The sequence below is a fragment of the Desulfobulbus oligotrophicus genome (assembly GCF_016446285.1).
Lineage (GTDB): Bacteria > Desulfobacterota > Desulfobulbia > Desulfobulbales > Desulfobulbaceae > Desulfobulbus > Desulfobulbus oligotrophicus.
This window is the reverse complement of the sequence record NZ_CP054140.1, coordinates 112,123-129,699: the sequence shown is the minus strand read 5'-3', so window position 1 is coordinate 129,699 and position 17,577 is coordinate 112,123. Positions and strand designations below refer to the sequence as shown.

At 53.6% G+C, this 17,577-nt stretch carries 17 protein-coding genes and 1 tRNA gene; 7 read left to right on the top strand and 11 right to left on the bottom strand.

Annotated elements, in window-relative coordinates; all coding sequences use genetic code 11:
• Positions 1-170: 170 nt before the first annotated feature.
• The 6 genes from HP555_RS00590 to HP555_RS00565 all read right to left on the bottom strand — a co-directional run bounded on the left by HP555_RS00590 (position 171) and on the right by HP555_RS00565 (position 5,533).
• A complete protein-coding gene (locus HP555_RS00590; RefSeq protein ID WP_199263295.1) occupies positions 171-569 on the bottom strand; it encodes a cereblon family protein in 399 nt (132 codons plus the stop codon).
• Positions 559-2,136: a uroporphyrinogen-III C-methyltransferase gene (gene cobA, locus HP555_RS00585; RefSeq protein WP_199263294.1), complete on the bottom strand. Its 1,578-nt coding sequence runs from the start codon at positions 2,134-2,136 to the stop codon at positions 559-561. Before cobA ends, HP555_RS00590 begins: the two co-directional genes overlap by 11 nt.
• Before the next feature lie 38 nt (positions 2,137-2,174).
• Positions 2,175-3,107, bottom strand: a complete 933-nt coding sequence (gene hemC / locus HP555_RS00580) for a hydroxymethylbilane synthase (protein ID WP_199263293.1) — start codon at positions 3,105-3,107, stop codon at positions 2,175-2,177.
• A 72-nt stretch (positions 3,108-3,179) separates the two neighbouring features.
• The gene (locus HP555_RS00575; protein ID WP_199263292.1) at positions 3,180-4,130 is read right to left on the bottom strand and encodes a hypothetical protein; all 951 of its coding nucleotides are present in this window, start codon (positions 4,128-4,130) and stop codon (positions 3,180-3,182) included.
• A 42-nt stretch (positions 4,131-4,172) separates the two neighbouring features.
• Complete coding sequence (locus HP555_RS00570) at positions 4,173-4,757, bottom strand: D-sedoheptulose-7-phosphate isomerase (protein ID WP_199263291.1); 585 nt, start codon at positions 4,755-4,757, stop codon at positions 4,173-4,175.
• 101 nt (positions 4,758-4,858) lie between these two features.
• On the bottom strand, positions 4,859-5,533 hold the full coding sequence (locus tag HP555_RS00565; RefSeq protein WP_199263290.1) for an adenylate kinase: 675 nt from the start codon (positions 5,531-5,533) through the stop codon (positions 4,859-4,861).
• A gap of 356 nt (positions 5,534-5,889) precedes the next feature.
• On the opposite strand from HP555_RS00565, the gene HP555_RS00560 reads away from it, so the two are divergent.
• The 5 genes from HP555_RS00560 to HP555_RS00540 all read left to right on the top strand — a co-directional run bounded on the left by HP555_RS00560 (position 5,890) and on the right by HP555_RS00540 (position 9,293).
• A complete protein-coding gene (locus tag HP555_RS00560; RefSeq protein ID WP_199263289.1) occupies positions 5,890-7,194 on the top strand; it encodes a homoserine dehydrogenase in 1,305 nt (434 codons plus the stop codon).
• A 27-nt stretch (positions 7,195-7,221) separates the two neighbouring features.
• The gene (locus HP555_RS00555; protein WP_199263288.1) at positions 7,222-8,448 is read left to right on the top strand and encodes a cofactor-independent phosphoglycerate mutase; all 1,227 of its coding nucleotides are present in this window, start codon (positions 7,222-7,224) and stop codon (positions 8,446-8,448) included.
• A gap of 2 nt (positions 8,449-8,450) precedes the next feature.
• Positions 8,451-8,897 carry an acyl-CoA thioesterase gene (locus tag HP555_RS00550; protein ID WP_199263287.1) on the top strand — a complete coding sequence of 149 codons (447 nt, stop codon included), beginning with the start codon at positions 8,451-8,453 and terminating at the stop codon, positions 8,895-8,897.
• Between the two features lie 58 nt (positions 8,898-8,955).
• Positions 8,956-9,032: transfer RNA gene (locus HP555_RS00545), tRNA-Met, on the top strand.
• Between the two features lie 60 nt (positions 9,033-9,092).
• Positions 9,093-9,293: a hypothetical protein gene (locus HP555_RS00540; protein ID WP_199263286.1), complete on the top strand. Its 201-nt coding sequence runs from the start codon at positions 9,093-9,095 to the stop codon at positions 9,291-9,293.
• Between the two features lie 254 nt (positions 9,294-9,547).
• On the opposite strand, the gene HP555_RS00535 is transcribed toward HP555_RS00540, so the two are convergent.
• Entirely contained in the window at positions 9,548-9,838 is a 291-nt protein-coding gene (locus HP555_RS00535) for an antibiotic biosynthesis monooxygenase family protein (protein ID WP_199263285.1), read from the bottom strand.
• A 527-nt stretch (positions 9,839-10,365) separates the two neighbouring features.
• Between HP555_RS00535 and HP555_RS00530 the strand changes: the two genes are divergently transcribed.
• Positions 10,366-11,007 (top strand): YchE family NAAT transporter, encoded by a 642-nt coding sequence (locus HP555_RS00530; RefSeq protein WP_199263284.1) that lies wholly within the window; start codon positions 10,366-10,368, stop codon positions 11,005-11,007.
• A gap of 93 nt (positions 11,008-11,100) precedes the next feature.
• On the opposite strand, the gene HP555_RS14320 is transcribed toward HP555_RS00530, so the two are convergent.
• The 4 genes from HP555_RS14320 to HP555_RS00510 form a co-directional block, all read right to left on the bottom strand.
• The gene (locus tag HP555_RS14320; RefSeq protein WP_408639830.1) at positions 11,101-11,613 is read right to left on the bottom strand and encodes a transposase; all 513 of its coding nucleotides are present in this window, start codon (positions 11,611-11,613) and stop codon (positions 11,101-11,103) included.
• A 56-nt stretch (positions 11,614-11,669) separates the two neighbouring features.
• Positions 11,670-12,032 carry a hypothetical protein gene (locus HP555_RS00520; RefSeq protein WP_199263282.1) on the bottom strand — a complete coding sequence of 121 codons (363 nt, stop codon included), beginning with the start codon at positions 12,030-12,032 and terminating at the stop codon, positions 11,670-11,672.
• Positions 12,033-12,134: 102 nt separating this feature from the next.
• The gene (locus tag HP555_RS00515) at positions 12,135-12,938 is read right to left on the bottom strand and encodes an AbiJ-NTD4 domain-containing protein (RefSeq protein ID WP_199263281.1); all 804 of its coding nucleotides are present in this window, start codon (positions 12,936-12,938) and stop codon (positions 12,135-12,137) included.
• A gap of 522 nt (positions 12,939-13,460) precedes the next feature.
• Positions 13,461-13,844, bottom strand: a complete 384-nt coding sequence (locus tag HP555_RS00510; protein WP_233249213.1) for a hotdog fold thioesterase — start codon at positions 13,842-13,844, stop codon at positions 13,461-13,463.
• A gap of 264 nt (positions 13,845-14,108) precedes the next feature.
• On the opposite strand from HP555_RS00510, the gene HP555_RS00505 reads away from it, so the two are divergent.
• A complete protein-coding gene (locus HP555_RS00505; RefSeq protein ID WP_199263280.1) occupies positions 14,109-17,546 on the top strand; it encodes a hypothetical protein in 3,438 nt (1,145 codons plus the stop codon).
• Positions 17,547-17,577: the final 31 nt, after the last annotated feature.

Below are 17,577 nucleotides of genomic sequence, written 5' to 3'. Positions count from 1 at the left end.
ATCGCTGTTGAGGAAGCGGCGTTATTGAAGAAATATCGATATTTTTACCGATAAAATATGTAATTTATGCAACTTTTAATATTTTGTCGAACAAGAAAAAATAAAAGTACGGCGATGACCAAAAGGTTGCCGGCTTCTGCTCTTTGCCGGGACCGTTCACACCGATACGTTTATTGCAATCGCGAGGCAATGAGGCCAAAAAAGATAGAGTCTCCGATGAACCGCCAGCCAAGATGGGTGTGACAGTTGATACACAGGACGATCTGCCAGTGATAACCGGAAAACCAGGTAAAGGTGTCGCTTGCGTTGCCTTGAGGGATCGCACCGGGTGCGGTACGAAAGCAGCGAATTTCAAAGGCAATACCCGCTGGATTGAAAAAGGCGTGTTCATGCCCACCCTGAACAGCCACGGCCTGTTCTTGTCCGGTGATGACGGTGTTGCAGAGTGTACAGCGCAGTGCTTTCGCATTTTCATCTGCTACCGGTGTATCGTTGTTTTCTGGTGCGGGTGGCCGATGATTCCCGGGTCGGGGAAGATGTACCCGACAGATCCGCTGATCAGGCAGCATGACCGGATTTGTTGCGATAGTGAGCAACAATGGTCTGTACCATGTCGCTGATCGTGTAGCGTTGTGGCTGAACGGTCACAGCAAGACCATATTTCTGCACAGTTTCCCCAGTGACCGGCCCGATCGCAGCGATGTCCACCTGATCGAGCAGGCGATGCAGTTCACCGGCACCACCGCCTTCTATCATTGCCAGGAAGTTGGTTACCGTGGAAGAGCTGGTAAAGGTCACCATGTCGATGGAACCGGCAAGCAACTGATCACGCAGCTCATCTTTGACACCTTCCTGCGGTACGTTTCGATAGACCGGAGCAATAATAACCTCTGCACCGGCATCGGTCAGCATCTCGGGCAGGATATCGCTGGCGTGCAGTGCCCTGGGCAGCAGAATCCGATTTCCCTTGACTTCAACAGAGAGCAGGGCCTCGGCTAATCCCTGGCCTGTGAATTTTTGTGGCACCAGGTCTGCTGTGATACCGTGGGCATGCAGTGCTTCAGCAGTGGCTTTACCAACGGCGGCTACTTTTGTGCCGGCAAGAAGACGGCTGTCGTAGCCGAGTGCGGCAAGTCTTTGGAAAAAATGGCTGACAGTGTTGAGGCTGGTGAACAGTACCCACTGATAGGTTGCCATCTCACCGATTGCCCGGTCAACAAGAGTGAAGTCGTCCACCGGCTCGATGTGAATGGTGGAGTATTCCAGACACTCGGCCCCATACTCCTCCAGCTGGGCAACAAGCTCACTGGCCTGTTCGCGGGTGCGGGTGACAACGATGCGTCGGCCGAACAACGGTCTTTTTTCAAACCAGTCAATGGTGTTACGCAGGTTGACAACTTCGCCGACGATCACAAGTGCCGGCGGTCTGATGTCTGCGTTGTGTACGATATCGCAGATCGTGGCCAGGGTGCCGACCACGGAGCGCTGCTGAGGAGTAGACGCCCAGCGGACGACAGCCACCGGGGTTTCCGGAGAACGACCGAAATCCATCAGTTTTTGTGTGATGTTGGGCAGGGTTTTGATCCCCATATAAACAACGATGGTGCCGGCTGCAGTGGCCAGCTTTTCCCAGCAGATGTTGGAGGACTTTTTGGCCGGATCTTCGTGGCCGGTAACAAAGGCAACAGAGGCCGTGTATTCCCGGTGGGTGATGGGAATTCCCGCGTAGGTGGCGGCCGCAGTGGCGGAAGTCACTCCGGGTACAACCTCAAAATCAATCCCTGCGCTCACCAGTTCCTCTATCTCCTCACCACCACGGCCAAAGATGAAGGGATCACCACCTTTCAGACGCACCACCATCTTGCCTTCTCTGGCAAGTCGAACCAGCAGTTTGTTGATATTTTCCTGGGTATAGGCATGGAGGCCGCCTCCCTTTTTGCCGGCATAGATGCGTTCGGCGGTTTTGGGTACATAGCCCAGCAGCTTGGGATTGGCCAGATAGTCATAGACAACGGCTTGAGCGTGCTCCAGGAGATACTTGCCACGCAGGGTGATCAGGCCCGGATCTCCGGGACCGGCACCAACAAGATAGACTTTACCGGGAGCAGGGTGGGGTACAGGATTGGTCGTGGTCACAGTTGAGTCGCCTGAACAGAAATGAGGTTATGGGGAGGTTACGAACCAGTGCAGTAAACAGCGTCAAGAATGGCTTTACCACCTTTGGACAGTAGAGATTCCGCCAGAGCAGTGCCCAGTGCAGCGGCTTCCCGGGCAGAACCGGTGATGTGCTCTTTGAGCACAATGCTGCCGTCAACAGCCGCAATCAGACCAGTGAGGGTGATCTGATCACCTGACAAGGTAGCGTGGGCACCGATCGGAACCTGACAACCGCCCTCCAGACGTAGGAGAAAGGCCCGCTCTGCAGCAACGGTCACAGCGGTTGCCCGGTGATGTAAAAACTGAAGGCCGGCCAGCAGTTCGGTATCAGTTTCGCGCAGCTCGATACCGAGTGCCCCCTGCCCTATGGCAGGTAACATCTGCTCCGGTGTAAGCAGGGTGGTGATCTTGTCTGTTTTGCCTAAACGATGCAAGCCGGCACCGGCAAGAATAATGGCATCAAACTCGCCTTCTTCGAGTTTACGCAACCGGGTATCAACATTGCCGCGGAGATCGAGGATGGTAAGATCCGGGCGGAGAGTGGCCAGTTGTGCTTTGCGTCGCAGGCTGGAGGTGCCTATGCAGGCCCCTGTCGGCAGTTCTTCAACAGAGGCGTATCGGGTTGAAAGAAAGGCGTCGCAGGGGGTTTCGCGTGCGGGAATGATGCCGATGTGCAGGCCTTCCGGAAGCTCGGTCGGCACATCCTTCATCGAATGAACCGCCAGATCGATTGCCCCGGCCAGCAGCGCATCTTCGATTTCTTTAACGAATAACCCTTTACCACCGACCTTGGCCAGAGGGACGTCGAGGATCCGATCCCCTTTGGTGGTGATTTTCACCAGCTCCACCTGCGTTCCTGGACAGGTTGACTCTATCTGAATTTTGACCCAGGTCGACTGGGTGACAGCCAAGAGACTGGCGCGCGTTCCAATGCGCAGTTGATTTCTCATGCAATGTTCCTGTTTTTGAAGGCGAATACATCGGTACAGATTGACTGCAGCGGCCATATACAGCCAATAGGGTTATTTGTCAAACTCGTCAACAAGGGCTGCTGCCAGGAGCGGCAGCAGCAGCTCGTGGTGACCGGTGAAGTTGAAGCCCTTGCCGCCTTCCAGAGTCGGACGGTGAACCACATTGGTGGTTGGACGATAGTGCCGTATGAAGTCGAAGTTGGCGGTGGTGATCTGTTTGACCTCATAGCCGAGGTTACGGACCACGGTAAGAGCCTTGAGAAACACCTCGGGCAGCAGGACTGCTGAACCGACGTTGAGGTAAACGCCGCCCTCAAGTTCGCTGACAAGACGGCAGAAGAGCCGGAAATCATGGTGCCCGGCCCGACCGATGGCTGCGCCGTCCGCTGAGGGATGAATGTGGATGATATCGGTGCCCATGGCCACATGAACGGTCACCGGTACCTCAAGTTTGGCGGCCATGGCGAGAAGGCTCTGGTCGTTGTACGGGAAGTTGCGGGCCAGCAGGGCCATACCCACAGCCTGACCGATGCCAATACCCTGTGCAGCACCTTCGCTGATGGCCTGATTGAGGACTTCGCCGGTTTCCTTGGCAGCTCCAAAGGCGCCGGCACCGAGGACATCAGCCACCTCTTCCGATGTCCGGCCCACCATGGCAATTTCAGCATCATGGATAATACCGGCCCCGTTGAGTGCAATACTTGTAATAATACCGCGTTCCATCAGGTCGATCAGGATCGGGTTGAGTCCGACCTTGATCACATGTGCCCCCATACCCAGAAGCAGCGGGCGTCCATGTTTGCGAGCGGTGACGATGCGGTTGACCAGATCAGGAAAATCAGCGCCGGCCAGCTGGGCAGGCAGGCTGGAGAGTAACTGGCGCACAGTCATACCCGGTCTGACAGGCGAGGCAAAGTCATTGACACTGACTTTAGAGTGGCGACCGAAGACTGAATAGGTGTGTAAACCACTTAAATCAAGGGGTTCTGGGTAGAATGCCATGGGTATATCGCAAGTTGGGGAGCCTTGAGGGTGCGGTGGAGTTTAAGTGGTGCCGAACATCTGCTTTTCAACAATCTCGCAGATGACGTGTTCCAGCCAGAGGTGGGTCTCCTGGATATGTGGTGTGGAGTCTGACGGCACATTGAGGACCAGGTCGCAGACAGCGGCCAGGTCTCCTCCGGGACGGGTTGTGCCGCCGGTGAAGGCAACGGTTTTCATGCCGATTGCCCGGGCTGTTTCCATGGCTTTAACAACGTTGACCGAGTTGCCGGAGGTGGAGATGCCGAGCGCCAAATCTTCTGGTTTTCCAAGCGCCTGTATCTGCTTGACAAAAACCAGGTCATAGGAGAAGTCGTTGGCAATGGAGGTCAGGATCGAGGTGTCTGTCGTTAAGGCCAGGGCCGGCAGGGGGCGCCTGTTGATAAGAAAGCGGTTGACAAATTCAGCAGCCAGATGCTGAGCATCTGCAGCACTGCCGCCGTTGCCGAAGATCAGCAGTTTGCCGCCATCTTCAAAGACCTCGCGAATCCATTCGGTCAGACGGAGGATATCGTCGGCAGCCTCTTTGACAAAGGCTTCCTTTGCCATGATGGAGTAGATCAGATTTGTTGACAGCAGTGTTTTCATGTCTTCAACCATAAAGGAAAACCAGTGCCTGTCAAACAAAAAAACGTTCCAGCACCTCAGGTACCGGAACGTTTTTGTTGTCAACCAGGTATCGTGACGTTTTAGGGCAGTTCCTTCATGATAAGTTCAGAGACCTCTTTGATGGTTTTGGAACCATCAACAGAGATCACCGGGGCACCGGGCAGATTTTTAAAGTAGTTGACTGCAGCCATGGTGCCGGTTGTTTCATCGTAGTAGATATTGTGTCGTTTGTTAATGGCCTCTTCATCCTGGTCATCAGCGCGGGTGGACAACTCACCGCCACAGACACGGCAGACCAGGCGTCCATCTTTTTCAACCGGTTTAATGGCGTCAAAGGCGATATGGTTTGGGTGATTGTTGTCATTGGCGCAGAGACGGCGGCCCATGATACGATCTTTGGCGATCTGCCGGTCAAGGACGATCTCCACCACGTAGTCAAGTTTCATGCCGGCTTCCTGCAAGGCCTTGTGCAGAGCTTCGGCCTGGGCCAGTGAACGTGGGAAACCGTCGAGCAGCCAGCCTTTTTCTTTCGATTTTGCCAGGGTTTCAAGGACCATCGGGATGGTGATCTCGTCGGGAACCAGGTCGCCACGATCGATATAGGCTTTCGCCTTTTTGCCCAGATCGGTCCCTCCCTTGATGTGCTCACGGAAAATGGCACCTGATTCTATGTGATCGACACCATATTTTTCTTTGATAATGGCACCCTGGGTACCTTTACCGCTGCCGTTTGGACCGAAAGTCAGGATGTTCATGCCGGGTTCCTCCAGATTTTCCAGGATATTGTTCGATAATACATTGATCTGATAACAGAAAAACAGGCTGGCAAAATGAATAGCCTCTCATAATCTCGTTGAATATACTGTACCCTGGTCGAATGTGCCAGAGAAAATGATGAGAGGGATCAGGCGAAATGATATCAGCTGCGGTCAGGATGACTGCACCGGCTGGGCTAAGAGAAGGCGGCGTTGCAACTGATTGCAGCTTTGGCGGATGTGCTGTGGAGGCAGGGAATCCTGAACCTGGGGAGTATACTTTTTGACAAGGAACTGGAAAGAGGGTAGAAAACTGCCGATGCGTGGTTCCTTTTTCAATTTTTTCAGGTGATGCTATGAGGGAAATCAAGGTTGGGTTGATCGGATTCGGCACAGTGGGAAAGGGGTTGGCAGAGGTACTGTTAACACAGAAGGAGCGGTTGATCAGGCGAACGGGAATGAGCATTCGCCTTGCCGGGGTTGCCGATCACAGCACTGCAGCCCTGCCGGATCGTTTCAGTTCTGTTTCCCTGACCAAGAACGCCGCAGATCTGATCACTGATCCGGATATCGATGTGATCGTTGAACTGATCGGTGGTATCGAACCGGCTAAAACCTTTGTCATGCAGGCCATTGCCGCCGGTAAGCATGTGGTGACCGCCAATAAGGCGCTGCTTTCTGAGGAAGGCGCTGAGATTTTTGCCGCGGCGGCTGCCAGGGGGGTGGAGGTGGGCTTTGAAGCCAGTGTCGGTGGCGGCATTCCGGTGATCAAGGCGCTCAAAGAGGGATTGGTCGCCAACCGCATTCTCTCCATCATGGGCATTATGAACGGTACGGCCAACTACATCTTAACGCGTATGACCGATGAGGGGATTCCTTTTGCCGAAGTGCTGCAGGACGCACAACGATTGGGTTTTGCCGAGGCTGATCCGACCTACGATATTGAAGGTATCGACACCGCCCACAAGCTCGCTATCCTGATGACCATTGCCTACGGAACACCGATCACCCACAAGCAGATTGTCACGGAAGGCATCTCGCAGATAGAACCCATGGACATTGAACTGGCCCGTGAATTCGGCTGCCGAATCAAACTGTTGGCCATCAGCCGCAATCATGGTGATCATGTCGAGGCACGTGTTCACCCCACCATGGTCCCGCAGCAACATCTGCTGGCCTCGATTAATGGGGCCTACAACGCCATTCATTTCCAGGGGGATACCGTGGGCAACGTGCTGCTTTACGGCCTGGGAGCCGGCATGATTCCCACGGGCAGTGCTGTTGCTGCTGATCTGGTTGATATTGCCCGTAACATCGCCTGCGGCTCCATCGGCCGGGTACCGGCCCTGTCGTATCTGCCCGATCAGATGCAATCCCGTCGTATCACTCCCATGGATGAACTGTACGGACCCTACTATTTTCGCTGCACAGTTCTTGATCAACCGGGGGTTCTGGCCTCCATTGCCGGGATCCTGGCAAAATATGAGATCAGTATAGAGTCGGTTCTTCAGAAGGGTCGTAAAAGTGCCGGTGCTGTTCCTCTGGTCGTGGTGACGCACAGCGCCAGAGAATCGGCTATCCGCGGAGCACTTGATGAAATCGGTCGTCTTGAGGCTGTGACGGCTCCGGTTGTTAAGATCCGTATCCTGGAAGAGGAGTGAACCCTATCAACCTATACGCAGGTTACTATGAAATATATTCTTTTGATCGGTGACGGCATGGGGGACCTGCCCATCGCCGACTTGCACAACCAGACGCCTCTGGAGGCGGCAGCAACTCCCACCATGGACCGGCTGGCGCCGCTGGCTGAGATGATGCGGGTGCGTACGGTTCCTGAAGGGTATCCTCCCGGCAGTGATGTGGCCAATCTTTCTTTGCTGGGCTATGAGCCGGAGCGGTACTACACTGGTCGGGCGCCGTTGGAGGCGGCCAGCATGGGTGTTGAACTGGCGCCGGAAGAAACAGCTTTCCGGTGCAACCTGGTCCATGTGCATCGACCGGATGCCGAACGGCTGATCATGGTGGACTACAGCAGCGGGCATATCACCACTGAGGAGAGTCAGCAGTTGATCGAGGCTGTGCAGCAGGAATGCGGCAACGAGTCAGTGCGCCTGTACCCGGGGGTGAGTTACCGTCATCTTCTGGTGTATCGCGGCGAGCTGCCCGAAGGGTTTGCCACGGTTCCTCCCCACGATCATTCTGATCAGGATGTGTCTGCGTATTTCCAGGAGTACCGGCAGATTGAACAGTTTCCGCCTCTTCTGGAACAGGCGTCGACAATTTTGCGGGATCATCCGGTGAACCGGAAGCGTGAACAAGAGGGAAAGCGGACCGCCAATGCTCTTTGGTTATGGGGCGAAGGTAAGCGGCCGGCCATGGAGACCCTGCAACAGCGATTTGGTGTTGGCGGCGGCATGATCTCCGCTGTTGATCTGCTCAAGGGGCTGGGAGTACTGGGAGGGCTGCGGGTTATTGAAGTGCCGGGTGCCACCGGTTACCTGGATACCAATTATCAGGGCAAGGCTGAGGCCGCCCTTGCGGTGCTGGCTGAGAACGATTTTGTGGTGGTGCATGTTGAGGCACCGGACGAAACCGGACACCAGGGATTGGCGCAGGAAAAGGTACAGGCAGTGGCTGATTTTGATCAACGCATCGTTGCTCCGATTGTAACGGAGATGGAACGTCGAGGCGAACCCTTCCGGCTGGTGGTGACCATGGATCATTACACACCGGTCGCCCGACGGACTCACGAGGATTGGCCGGTGCCGATGTTTTTATACGACTCGCGCGGTGTTGCGGTACCGTCCGGAAGGACATACACTGAGGCCAATGTTCTGGCCGCGGTTCAGGAAAACGGACTGGATCTGGCCTCAGGATCGGCTTTTTTTCGTCGATTCGTCGAGCAGGAGGGATGAGGATGAGTAAACTGGCAGTGAATCTTGAAGAACCGATCTTTACCACCACTTACCGGGTTATTTATGGTGATACCGATGCTGCGGGAGTGGTGTACAATGCCAACTACTTACGGTATTTTGAGATCGGCCGCACTGAAATGATGCGTGCCTGGGCCTTGCCCTACAGGGCCATTGAGGAGTTGGGCTGCGTACTGCCGGTTACCGAGAGCTACCTTCGTTTCAAGGCACCGGCTGCCTATGACGATCTGCTCACCATTGCCACTTCGCTTGTTGAAGCCGGCAAGGTCAGTTGCCGATTACACTATGCTGTGTCACGGCAGGATTCCGATCGTTTAACGTTGCTGGCAAAAGGATTTACCGTGCATGCCTGTGTGAATCGTCAGGGTAAACTGACACCTTTTCCACCGGTTGTGCTGGAAAAGCTCACGGCAATGCTGGGAAATCGATAATCTGGCTGTTAGAATGGTTGACTTTTTCAGAAAATTTGCTATTATAACAAAATTGTGACGCGGGGTGGAGCAGTCTGGTAGCTCGTCGGGCTCATAACCCGAAGGTCAGAGGTTCAAATCCTCTCCCCGCTACCAAACAGACATCAAAGCCTGCAGGTGAAACAACGCCTGCAGGCTTTTTCTTTTAGAGACCCGATGGACAGCTCCCTGCCTGTCTGGACATGTCAATGTCCCGATATCCCAAAACAACGCTACCAGCGCAGTGGTGAGCTGCGGCGTTTCTTGTTTCTGGTAACCATGCTGTATGCCGGCTGTTCATCCGGTTCGGAGGCTTTTTTTACAGCCCAGGGATTACGGCCCAGTATGGCTGTGTTTATTTTCAAGCAAGGCGTCTGAGGCCGGTTCATTACACTTGGGTCGATGCCGAAATCGCGGCTGCCGGGATTTTCCTCACGTTGCTGCTGTGAAGCCGGAAACAGCACGAATACCTTCAGGAAAGACGGCAGGCACGGTGTTGGTGCCGCCCCGGATATACAAGAGCAGAGGGTGGTCGATTCTGCATACCGGTACAAAAGGGGGCGGCTCCGGTTGGATTTGCTGTGCTGAAAAACCTCCTGTTGTATTCGTCAACAGACGGTTGATCTACACAACTACTCCTCAACCACCTGGTAGAATGTCGGTTTCGGACTGCCATCAAAGAGCGGCATCACCTGTGCCCCTACTTCGGCATGAAGAGGGCTGCTGTGCATGGCCTGGAATGCATCCTGATCTGTAAATTCAACAATGGCGGCATAGTTTCCACCGCTGATGGGGCGCAGCAGCCGCCTGCTTATAAAACCGGGATACCCACTGAACGCTTTCCCTGAAGAGACAAACCATTTTTGGAATTCTGCATCCTTGCCCTCTTTAATGGGTGGAAACGAAATGAGAACGATGAACATGGCTGTTTTCTCCTCTATGCTGGGGGTGGACTTTGACATCAGCAAAAATGTCAGAAAACCGAGGGATTGGTTATCTTGCTGATGCTTGGGGGGAGTGGCATACATTCTGTGACCACCAGATTGAAAATTTAATCTATCTCCTGACGGTGCTCAACCTCTGTATGAAAACTCCACGGTTATGCTAAAAAGTATGCAGTGTGCAATCCGGAGTCAACGACAAAGACGGTGACAATGCCTGCCGGCGGTAATACTGAGAAACTGATACGCATCTGTGGCTGATGGTGTCTGTTACAGGGGGATGGGTAGGGCAATTACCCCTTTTTTTATTTTTACTGACAGGGGTTGTTGTTGTCGTGTACACAGGGGCCACGATACGCCGGGTGCAACAGGTTCACCGTTGGGGGCCTGACACCACCTTTTTTTCTGTGCTGCTAGTCAAGAGGTCGGGGCAGTCGGACTCCCCCTCTTTTTTGTGCTTAACTTGTGATGTTTGCCTCAACTGGTATGCTGCCGAGGATAATGAGTCTGTGGAAACCGGAACGATCAATGAGTATCTGAAATTCTTTATTGCGCTGCTGGCCATTGTCAATCCCATGGGCATGTTGCCGGTGTTTATTAACATGACCGCTCACCAAACTGCCGAGGTGCGCCGCAAAAACAGCGTCATGGCCGCTGTTTCCATGGGTATCATCCTTTTGGTGGTGCTGTTCAGCGGCGAAGCCATCCTTCGTTTTTTCGGGATCTCAGTGGATTCTTTTCGGGTTGGTGGAGGCATTCTTATTCTGCTCATGGCCATCTCCATGCTCAACGCCAAGATGGGTAATGTCAGACAGACCAAAGAAGAAGAGCTGGATTCGGCAGAACGGGACAATGTGGCGGTGGTTCCGCTGGGCACACCGCTTCTGGCGGGTCCGGGGGCAATCAGCACGGTTATCCTCTATGCCCAGCGGTATCCCTCACCCCTGCATTACATCTATCTGATGGTGGCCATTGTTCTGCTTGCCTGTCTGATCGCCTGTTTATTCCGGTTGGCTCCGGCTATTACCCGTTTATTCGGTAAAACCGGTATCAACATCGTCACCCGATTGATGGGGCTGATCATGGCTGCCATGGGAGTGGAATTTATTGCCAGCGGCTTGAGACACCTGTTTCCAGTCCTGGCAGGCTAAAGCGGAAATTCCTTCTTTTTCGGGTAACGGACAGCTACAGGAAAATTGAAAATTAGAGAAAATTAGGAAATTTAGGGATACTTCCCAGGAAAATTAGGGACACTTCCCGGTTTTTGTGCGTGGCCGCCCCGGCTTTCCCGGTCTTAATGGCTGATTTAACCGAAATTCCAGTTGATCGATACATTGCTCCGTTCCTAATGGCCGCCCGGTTCGGGTAGCCAGGCAGATTGCATTATCAGTTTCTTTATCTTCATCTCCGACAAAAGCTGCATACGCGCTCCGCTTTTGAGGAGAGAGCCACGGCGTTGCATCCAGCAGGGGGTCGTTTATGCCGATAACGTGGGCTTTGGCGCTGGACCCGCGATATGTCTCCGCACTCGCCGCCAAACCGGCCTTCAATGGGTTACGCTCAATGTAGCAAGTCACTGCCCAAAGATACTGCTCACTTTCAACTACGCAAGAGAAAAAGCGGTTTTGCCGGATGCGTCCAGACTGATTCAGCTTGTGGTTGAGATACCGGGTATACATCAGGTTGGTACTGCCGATTCCTCGCGATAGAGCGGTTTTTGTCTCCGGCACAACAAGAAGATGCATGTGATTGCCCATCAGGCATTACGCACGGATACTCACATGATATTTTTGGGCATATCCTGCCAATACCTTCAAATACGTCTGCCGGTCCTCGTCATCGAAAAAGACGGTGCGTTCGCATTCTTTGGCTTCTCGGGCAGCGGCACTCGGAGCCTGCCCACGACAAGAACAATTGCCCATTCCACCGACGTGATTAGCGCCACAAGAGCGGCGTAGCGCACGCGCAGCGGTAAGCTGACTTTGAATCTGTGTTTGGCGTTTGTCTCAAGATGCTCCTTGTACCCAGGTTCAAGAGCATCAGAAGCCGCTTGCCGCTGTACAGAGATCATCTCTCGCCGAAACTGCCACTCCACGTTCGATTCCGAGAACTCAAGAAAATCCTCGACGTCTCCGACCATGAACCCGAAATCCAACGCGTAGATCGGTTCGCTCAAGAACTTGTCCGGGTCAAAGGACGACATGGTTTCTAAGACACATAACGTGGAGGTCACCGGCGCTGCGCGGCTTTATCGCGCAGCGCCCGGTGGACCGTAGGGTTATGCCTCATGTTTTCTCGCCAAATAGGTAGAAAGCGCGGAAACGATACCGACGACCAACTCGGCTTCTTCAAAGGTTGGCTCCCTTCCTTCACGAATATGGCGCGCGTTTTCCGAAGCGTATCCCCATACCTTTGAAATTGCCTCGTCTAGAGGGCGAGGCACAATATCTCCGTAACGTTTCATGATGTCGCCGAGATTGGCCTTCTCGTCACCACACGCTTTGCGGGCTACGCATTCCAGAGCTGCCATCGAATGTTGAATAGCCCCCGTTACATCCGGCAAGGGACGGCGAGACAAATCACGAAGCGCCTCATGTAATTCATTTCTCGCTGTGCTGAGCTTTCGCGCTTCAAGTGCATGTTCAGCCGTGACAACTACTTCCTCGAACACCTCGGGGCCGCGCATTTCGATGACACCCGCAGACAACTTCCAACCTATGCCGTTTTCAAAGAAGTAATCGTTCAACTCGCTCTCGAATTTCCCGGCATCATAGGAATATGGTGCTTCGCACATGGCAACGGCGAGCCCCTCAATGATGTCGTACACGCGGTACCAGTCGCAGTCATCAACGAGTTCGTGTACTTCACGGTCAATGTTGGGGTACTCGGACCAGTTGTTTTGGTCTGGACGTTTGCGGAGTAGGCGACAAACAACTTCTCGAAGGCTCTGCGGACGAAAACCGCACTCGTAAGCAAGTTGAACAAGAACACCACGCAATTCGTGTGGCGCGTCCTGCCTCACAGAGATTTCTTTCTCGTGTGACTCGTGGTACCCATGTCTCTTCGAAAATCGGTCAGTCATCGCAGCGGCCATTCATGAGGCATAACAAGGTATTAGCTGGACGGAATCGTCCAGCTAATACACTCAATAGTGTTGTTAACGATAAAAGCAAAAAACATGCTAAATTTATTATATTTCACGGTGAAATGATGCTTAAAAAATCCAATGGGCTTTTTGCCTCTTTTGTCGTCTTGCTCGGTATGCAGTGGGTATACATCATCGTTGTTCTCACATCGGTATGGGCCGGCATCGTTTGGATTGTCCGTATGTCGTCGTTAGCTTATAAAAGATGGGTCGCGAAGCTGTACGAAAAGTGTGTAGTTTAACACGCTTAGTGAGTTTTGCCATCCGTGCGGCTCTTTTCAACGCGCCCTGAACGTGCGATTCATGCAGGTGATATCGTCTCCATTCTTTTGTTCCTGGAATCGCCGGCATGTCTTGTAATATTTTGGTATCAGGAAATATTTTTTTATAGCTCCTTGTCCTGCCCATTGCCATCCTATACCCTCCAGTTAAGTTGCCCGTCAATCACAAACACCTGACTCAGGAGTTTCTCGGACATGCCAAGATCGAAACGACAATGATCTGCACCCATGTCATCAAGAATATGCGCAGTGCGATGGTACGACCGAACACCCAGCCCGGGCCTGCAGGGCGGACGTGGTTGGCATTGATCTCCAGACCGACGCAGACCATGCCCTCTTCAACACAGAGATAAGCACCGGCACCTCCCAGGGTTTCGGCCATGGCCGCCGAGGCACCGCCGTGAAGTAAGCCCATGGGCTGCATGGTTCGTTCGTCCACTGGCATGCGGGCTTCTATATAGTCTTCACCCACCTCGGTAAACTCTATCCCCAGCCGTTCCACCAGGGTTTGATGACAGGCCTGCTGAAGTTCCTCAAGCGTTGGTCTTTTTTTCCAGATCATTGTTTTCCTTTTGTACTGTTCTCGGTTATTGCGGCAATCGTGATATTCTTGTGACTGATGCAGCGGAAGCGTCCCGGACTGCTCAGCGTATCGGTGACCGATTCGTTGTTAATATCTTCCGTCTTTTTACAGACCTTTACCTGCTGAACAACCGTCAGCCGTTACGTACTCCAAGGTTGACAACCCGTGGTAATCGCGGCAAGGTACAGGGGCTGCATCCGGCAGTTGTCAGTGCATTTCGACCTGTGGGGGAACAGGAAAATTGTGAGCAGAAAATGGCGTGCCATGATCATCGCTGCAGGATTGACAGTTGCAGTGCTTGTCTTTCTTCCGGCCTTGCTTACGTCAGCACCTGCTTTTGCCCTGCTGCAACACTATCTTACACAACACATTCCCGGAAAACTCGAGATCGCCACCTGCTCAGCAGGCTGGTTGGAAGGGCTTCGTTGCGAACAGGTCCGTTATGTTGATCCTGTTCAAAAAGTAGAGGTAACAGTGCCTCACCTCACGGTTGACAAGGGGTTGCTCGCTCTGCTTGTCGCCCCAACCTACCTGGGTGAAGTTACTGTTGATCAACCTGTGTGCACGTTTTATCCACCTCAGGCAGAACATCCTCAGGATGTCCCCGCGGCCGGTATCGCAGCAGAAGACCCACCACCTTCAGAGGCAATAGCAGCAGATTCGCCCAGATGGCAACAGTTCGGCCTGCGCCTCCGGGTCCGGAACGGGCAGGCTTTTCTGCAGCATGGCGATAAGCCGCCTCAACTGCTGGCCCGACAGATAGACTGTACCGGCAGCTTGGTGCAGGGTTCTGTTTCTTATGAACTGGCCTTTACCTCTCCCCATGCAGACGGTCACCTCTTCGGATCAGGGACATTCCACCTTCCCAGGAGTGCCGACGAGAGCTGGGATGCATTGATTTCCAACACTGAGCTCAGAATCAGAAATCTTGTGATTGATGATTTTTTGACGCTGGCAGCAGCCTCGTGGAGCACCGTACCACAGGGCAGCGGCCGCCTGGACGCGTCTTTTCGCATCAATGCCATTGGGCTCACGGAGGCCGAAGTTCGGGGAGAGACCACCCTCCATGACCTGTACCTTACCGGTGGCGTGCTTGGTAAAGATCAACCGCGGTTGAACGAACTCTCCCTTGATTTCAAAGGAAGCCGTCGGCCGGCTGAGGGCTGGCGACTTGCCGAATTAACCCTGCGCTCCGACCCCGTCAATCTGCATGCCACTGGCACCTATGATGACGACATCGTATCGTTTCAGAGCCGGGGGCAGGTCAAAATACCGGCATTGGCCACCGAACTGCCGCATCTGTTACGGATCCATGAACGTACTGTTATTGATGAGGGGGTGACGGACTTTTCATTAACCATAAAGGGCCGGTCAACCGCCTTGGCCATTCAGGCTGACTGCCGAACCGATCACCTGCGCTTTGTCCATGACCAACAGGCCTATTCCTGGACCATGCCGCTGCATTTTGAGCTTGAAGCTGTTCATGGCGAACAGAGCGGAGTGCGCAATCTTCGTTTACGTATGCCGTTTTTTGAACTGCACGGAGACAGTAGTGACAAAGGTTTGGTGCTGAGCGGTGAGGGAGACCTCGAACGGATGTCGCGGGAGCTCAGCAGACTGTTTTTAATGGATTTTCAGGCCAGGGGACAGATAAAAATTGCCGCTACCAGCCGAGATGACGGCAGCGACAAACGCCATGTGGACAGCAGACTCACAATCAACAATTTCAGCCTCTTAAAAGATAATCAGGTACTCATACCGGCGCATCCTCTGGTCATTACCGCGGCTGTGACAACAGAACGATCCCGGCTTGATCTGCATACAGTGCATGGCCTGTCTCTGGAGGCAACCGCCTGGCCGGGAACCCTGTCTTTCCATGCCCGTGATGTGCAGCAGTGTGCAGGGCACAGCGATGATAATTTTTCCATGCAGGGCTGGCTTGACATGGGGCGCCTCCATGGTCTTGCTCAAGGTTCTGTTTGGGGAAACCATGTGTCGGCACTCCAGGGAGCTGTCCGGTTCGAGGCAGCCGGGACATGGTGTGGAGATGTTGTTGCTGTACAGAATCTGCAGGGCGAGATTGCTGATTTAACGGTGTCCGGTGAGGAGTTTATAATCCGGGAACCGCGCGTCACGTTTGGCCTGGGCGGTAGAACAACCAAAGAGGTTGCGCAACAGGTCAGCTTACAGAGGTTGCTGGTTGTTGAAGATTGGCCGGATTTTGCTGATAAGGCCAGCCCGCTGCTGCAGTTCAATATTGATCAGCGCAGTGTTGACATTCGTCGCCTGATCTGGAGTTCTGAGCGGGCGGCCATTGAGCTGAGCGGAGCACTCAACGACCGGCAGCAGATGAACGTGGGATACTGGTTGATGGCACAGGGTGAGGGCGAGGGCGCTTTTGCGGGCGATATGCTCAAAGCGGCAAAGATCCTGCCGGCTGATTTCAACCTTAAGGGGAAGCTGCGAGGCAACTGGAGCTTACAGGGAGGCTATGGTCAAAAACGTGAGCAGACCATGTTTTTTGAAGTTGCCTCCCTGGCGGTTACCCGTGGTAAACGGGTGATGGTTTCCGATCCGCTTGTGACCTGTGGCTTCCGATTACAGGAGACAGCCGACCAGCCCTCTGAGCTGAGGATGACTGATTTCAATCTGCGGAGCAAGCTGGTCCACCTTGCCGGAGTCGGTCGGATCATGCGCAAAGAGCAGCCGAATCTGAGCATGCAAGGTCAGTTTACTCCGCAATATGTTCAGCTGCAACCGTTGCTGCAGCCGTATATCGGGCGGGGGATTGCATGGAGCGGCAACCGGCCCGGTACATTTCAGCTCTCAATGCCCCTGACGACACCTGTTCAGCAAGGGGACATCACGGTTACAGCTGAATTACCCATGGACAGTTTACGTTTCAGGGACATGGATCTTGGTGCCGTTTATCTGCCCCTTGATTTTCATCGCAACCAACTGCGGCTGCGGATCGACGGCGAGCTGGATGGCGGTAAGGTCTCCCTGGCACCGTTATGGGATGTTGCAGCTGCAAAACCGGTTCTGTCTTTACCAGCCAGGGCACCCTGTCTGGCCGGTGTATCGCCTCAACCACCCCTGCTCGATGGGGTCCTCGGCAGGTTGCACCCTCTTTTCGGGGTCTTTGCTCAAGTACGCGGAACAATGGATCTGTCTATCAACCATTTTTCAGTGCCGATCAGTGCAAGGGGCTGGCAGAGTCCTGTTTTCAGCATCTCTCTTGTGGTTGACCGACTTCAATTTACCCCTATGGGGCCTTTGCAGGAAGTGCTGAGTTTGAACGGATATGTTCAGGAATGGTTTTCGTGTGTTGAAAAAGAGATTCGATGTGAAGGGAAGAATGGCCGGGTACAATGCGACCCGGTACATCTTTTAGTCGATGATGAGCAGATCGCACTGCAGGGGGAACTCAGCAGTGACCAACAGTTGCAGTACACGGTGCAGTTTCCTCTTGGGCAGGCACTTGCGCAGCTCATTGGTTCGGATACCGACTCGGATTCCGACGACAGGCGGCTTGTCACTGCTGTGATCAATGGAGCCAGGCAGAATCCGGAGTTTGATGCCCATGCCCTGGTTACAGGGCTGGCTCATCAGCTCATCAAAAGCAGAAGGTCGGATAGATATAAAAAATTGCCTCAGACTGACGAACCGGTCGAACCGTGAAACGGTTCATCCAACAGAAACAAAATAAACC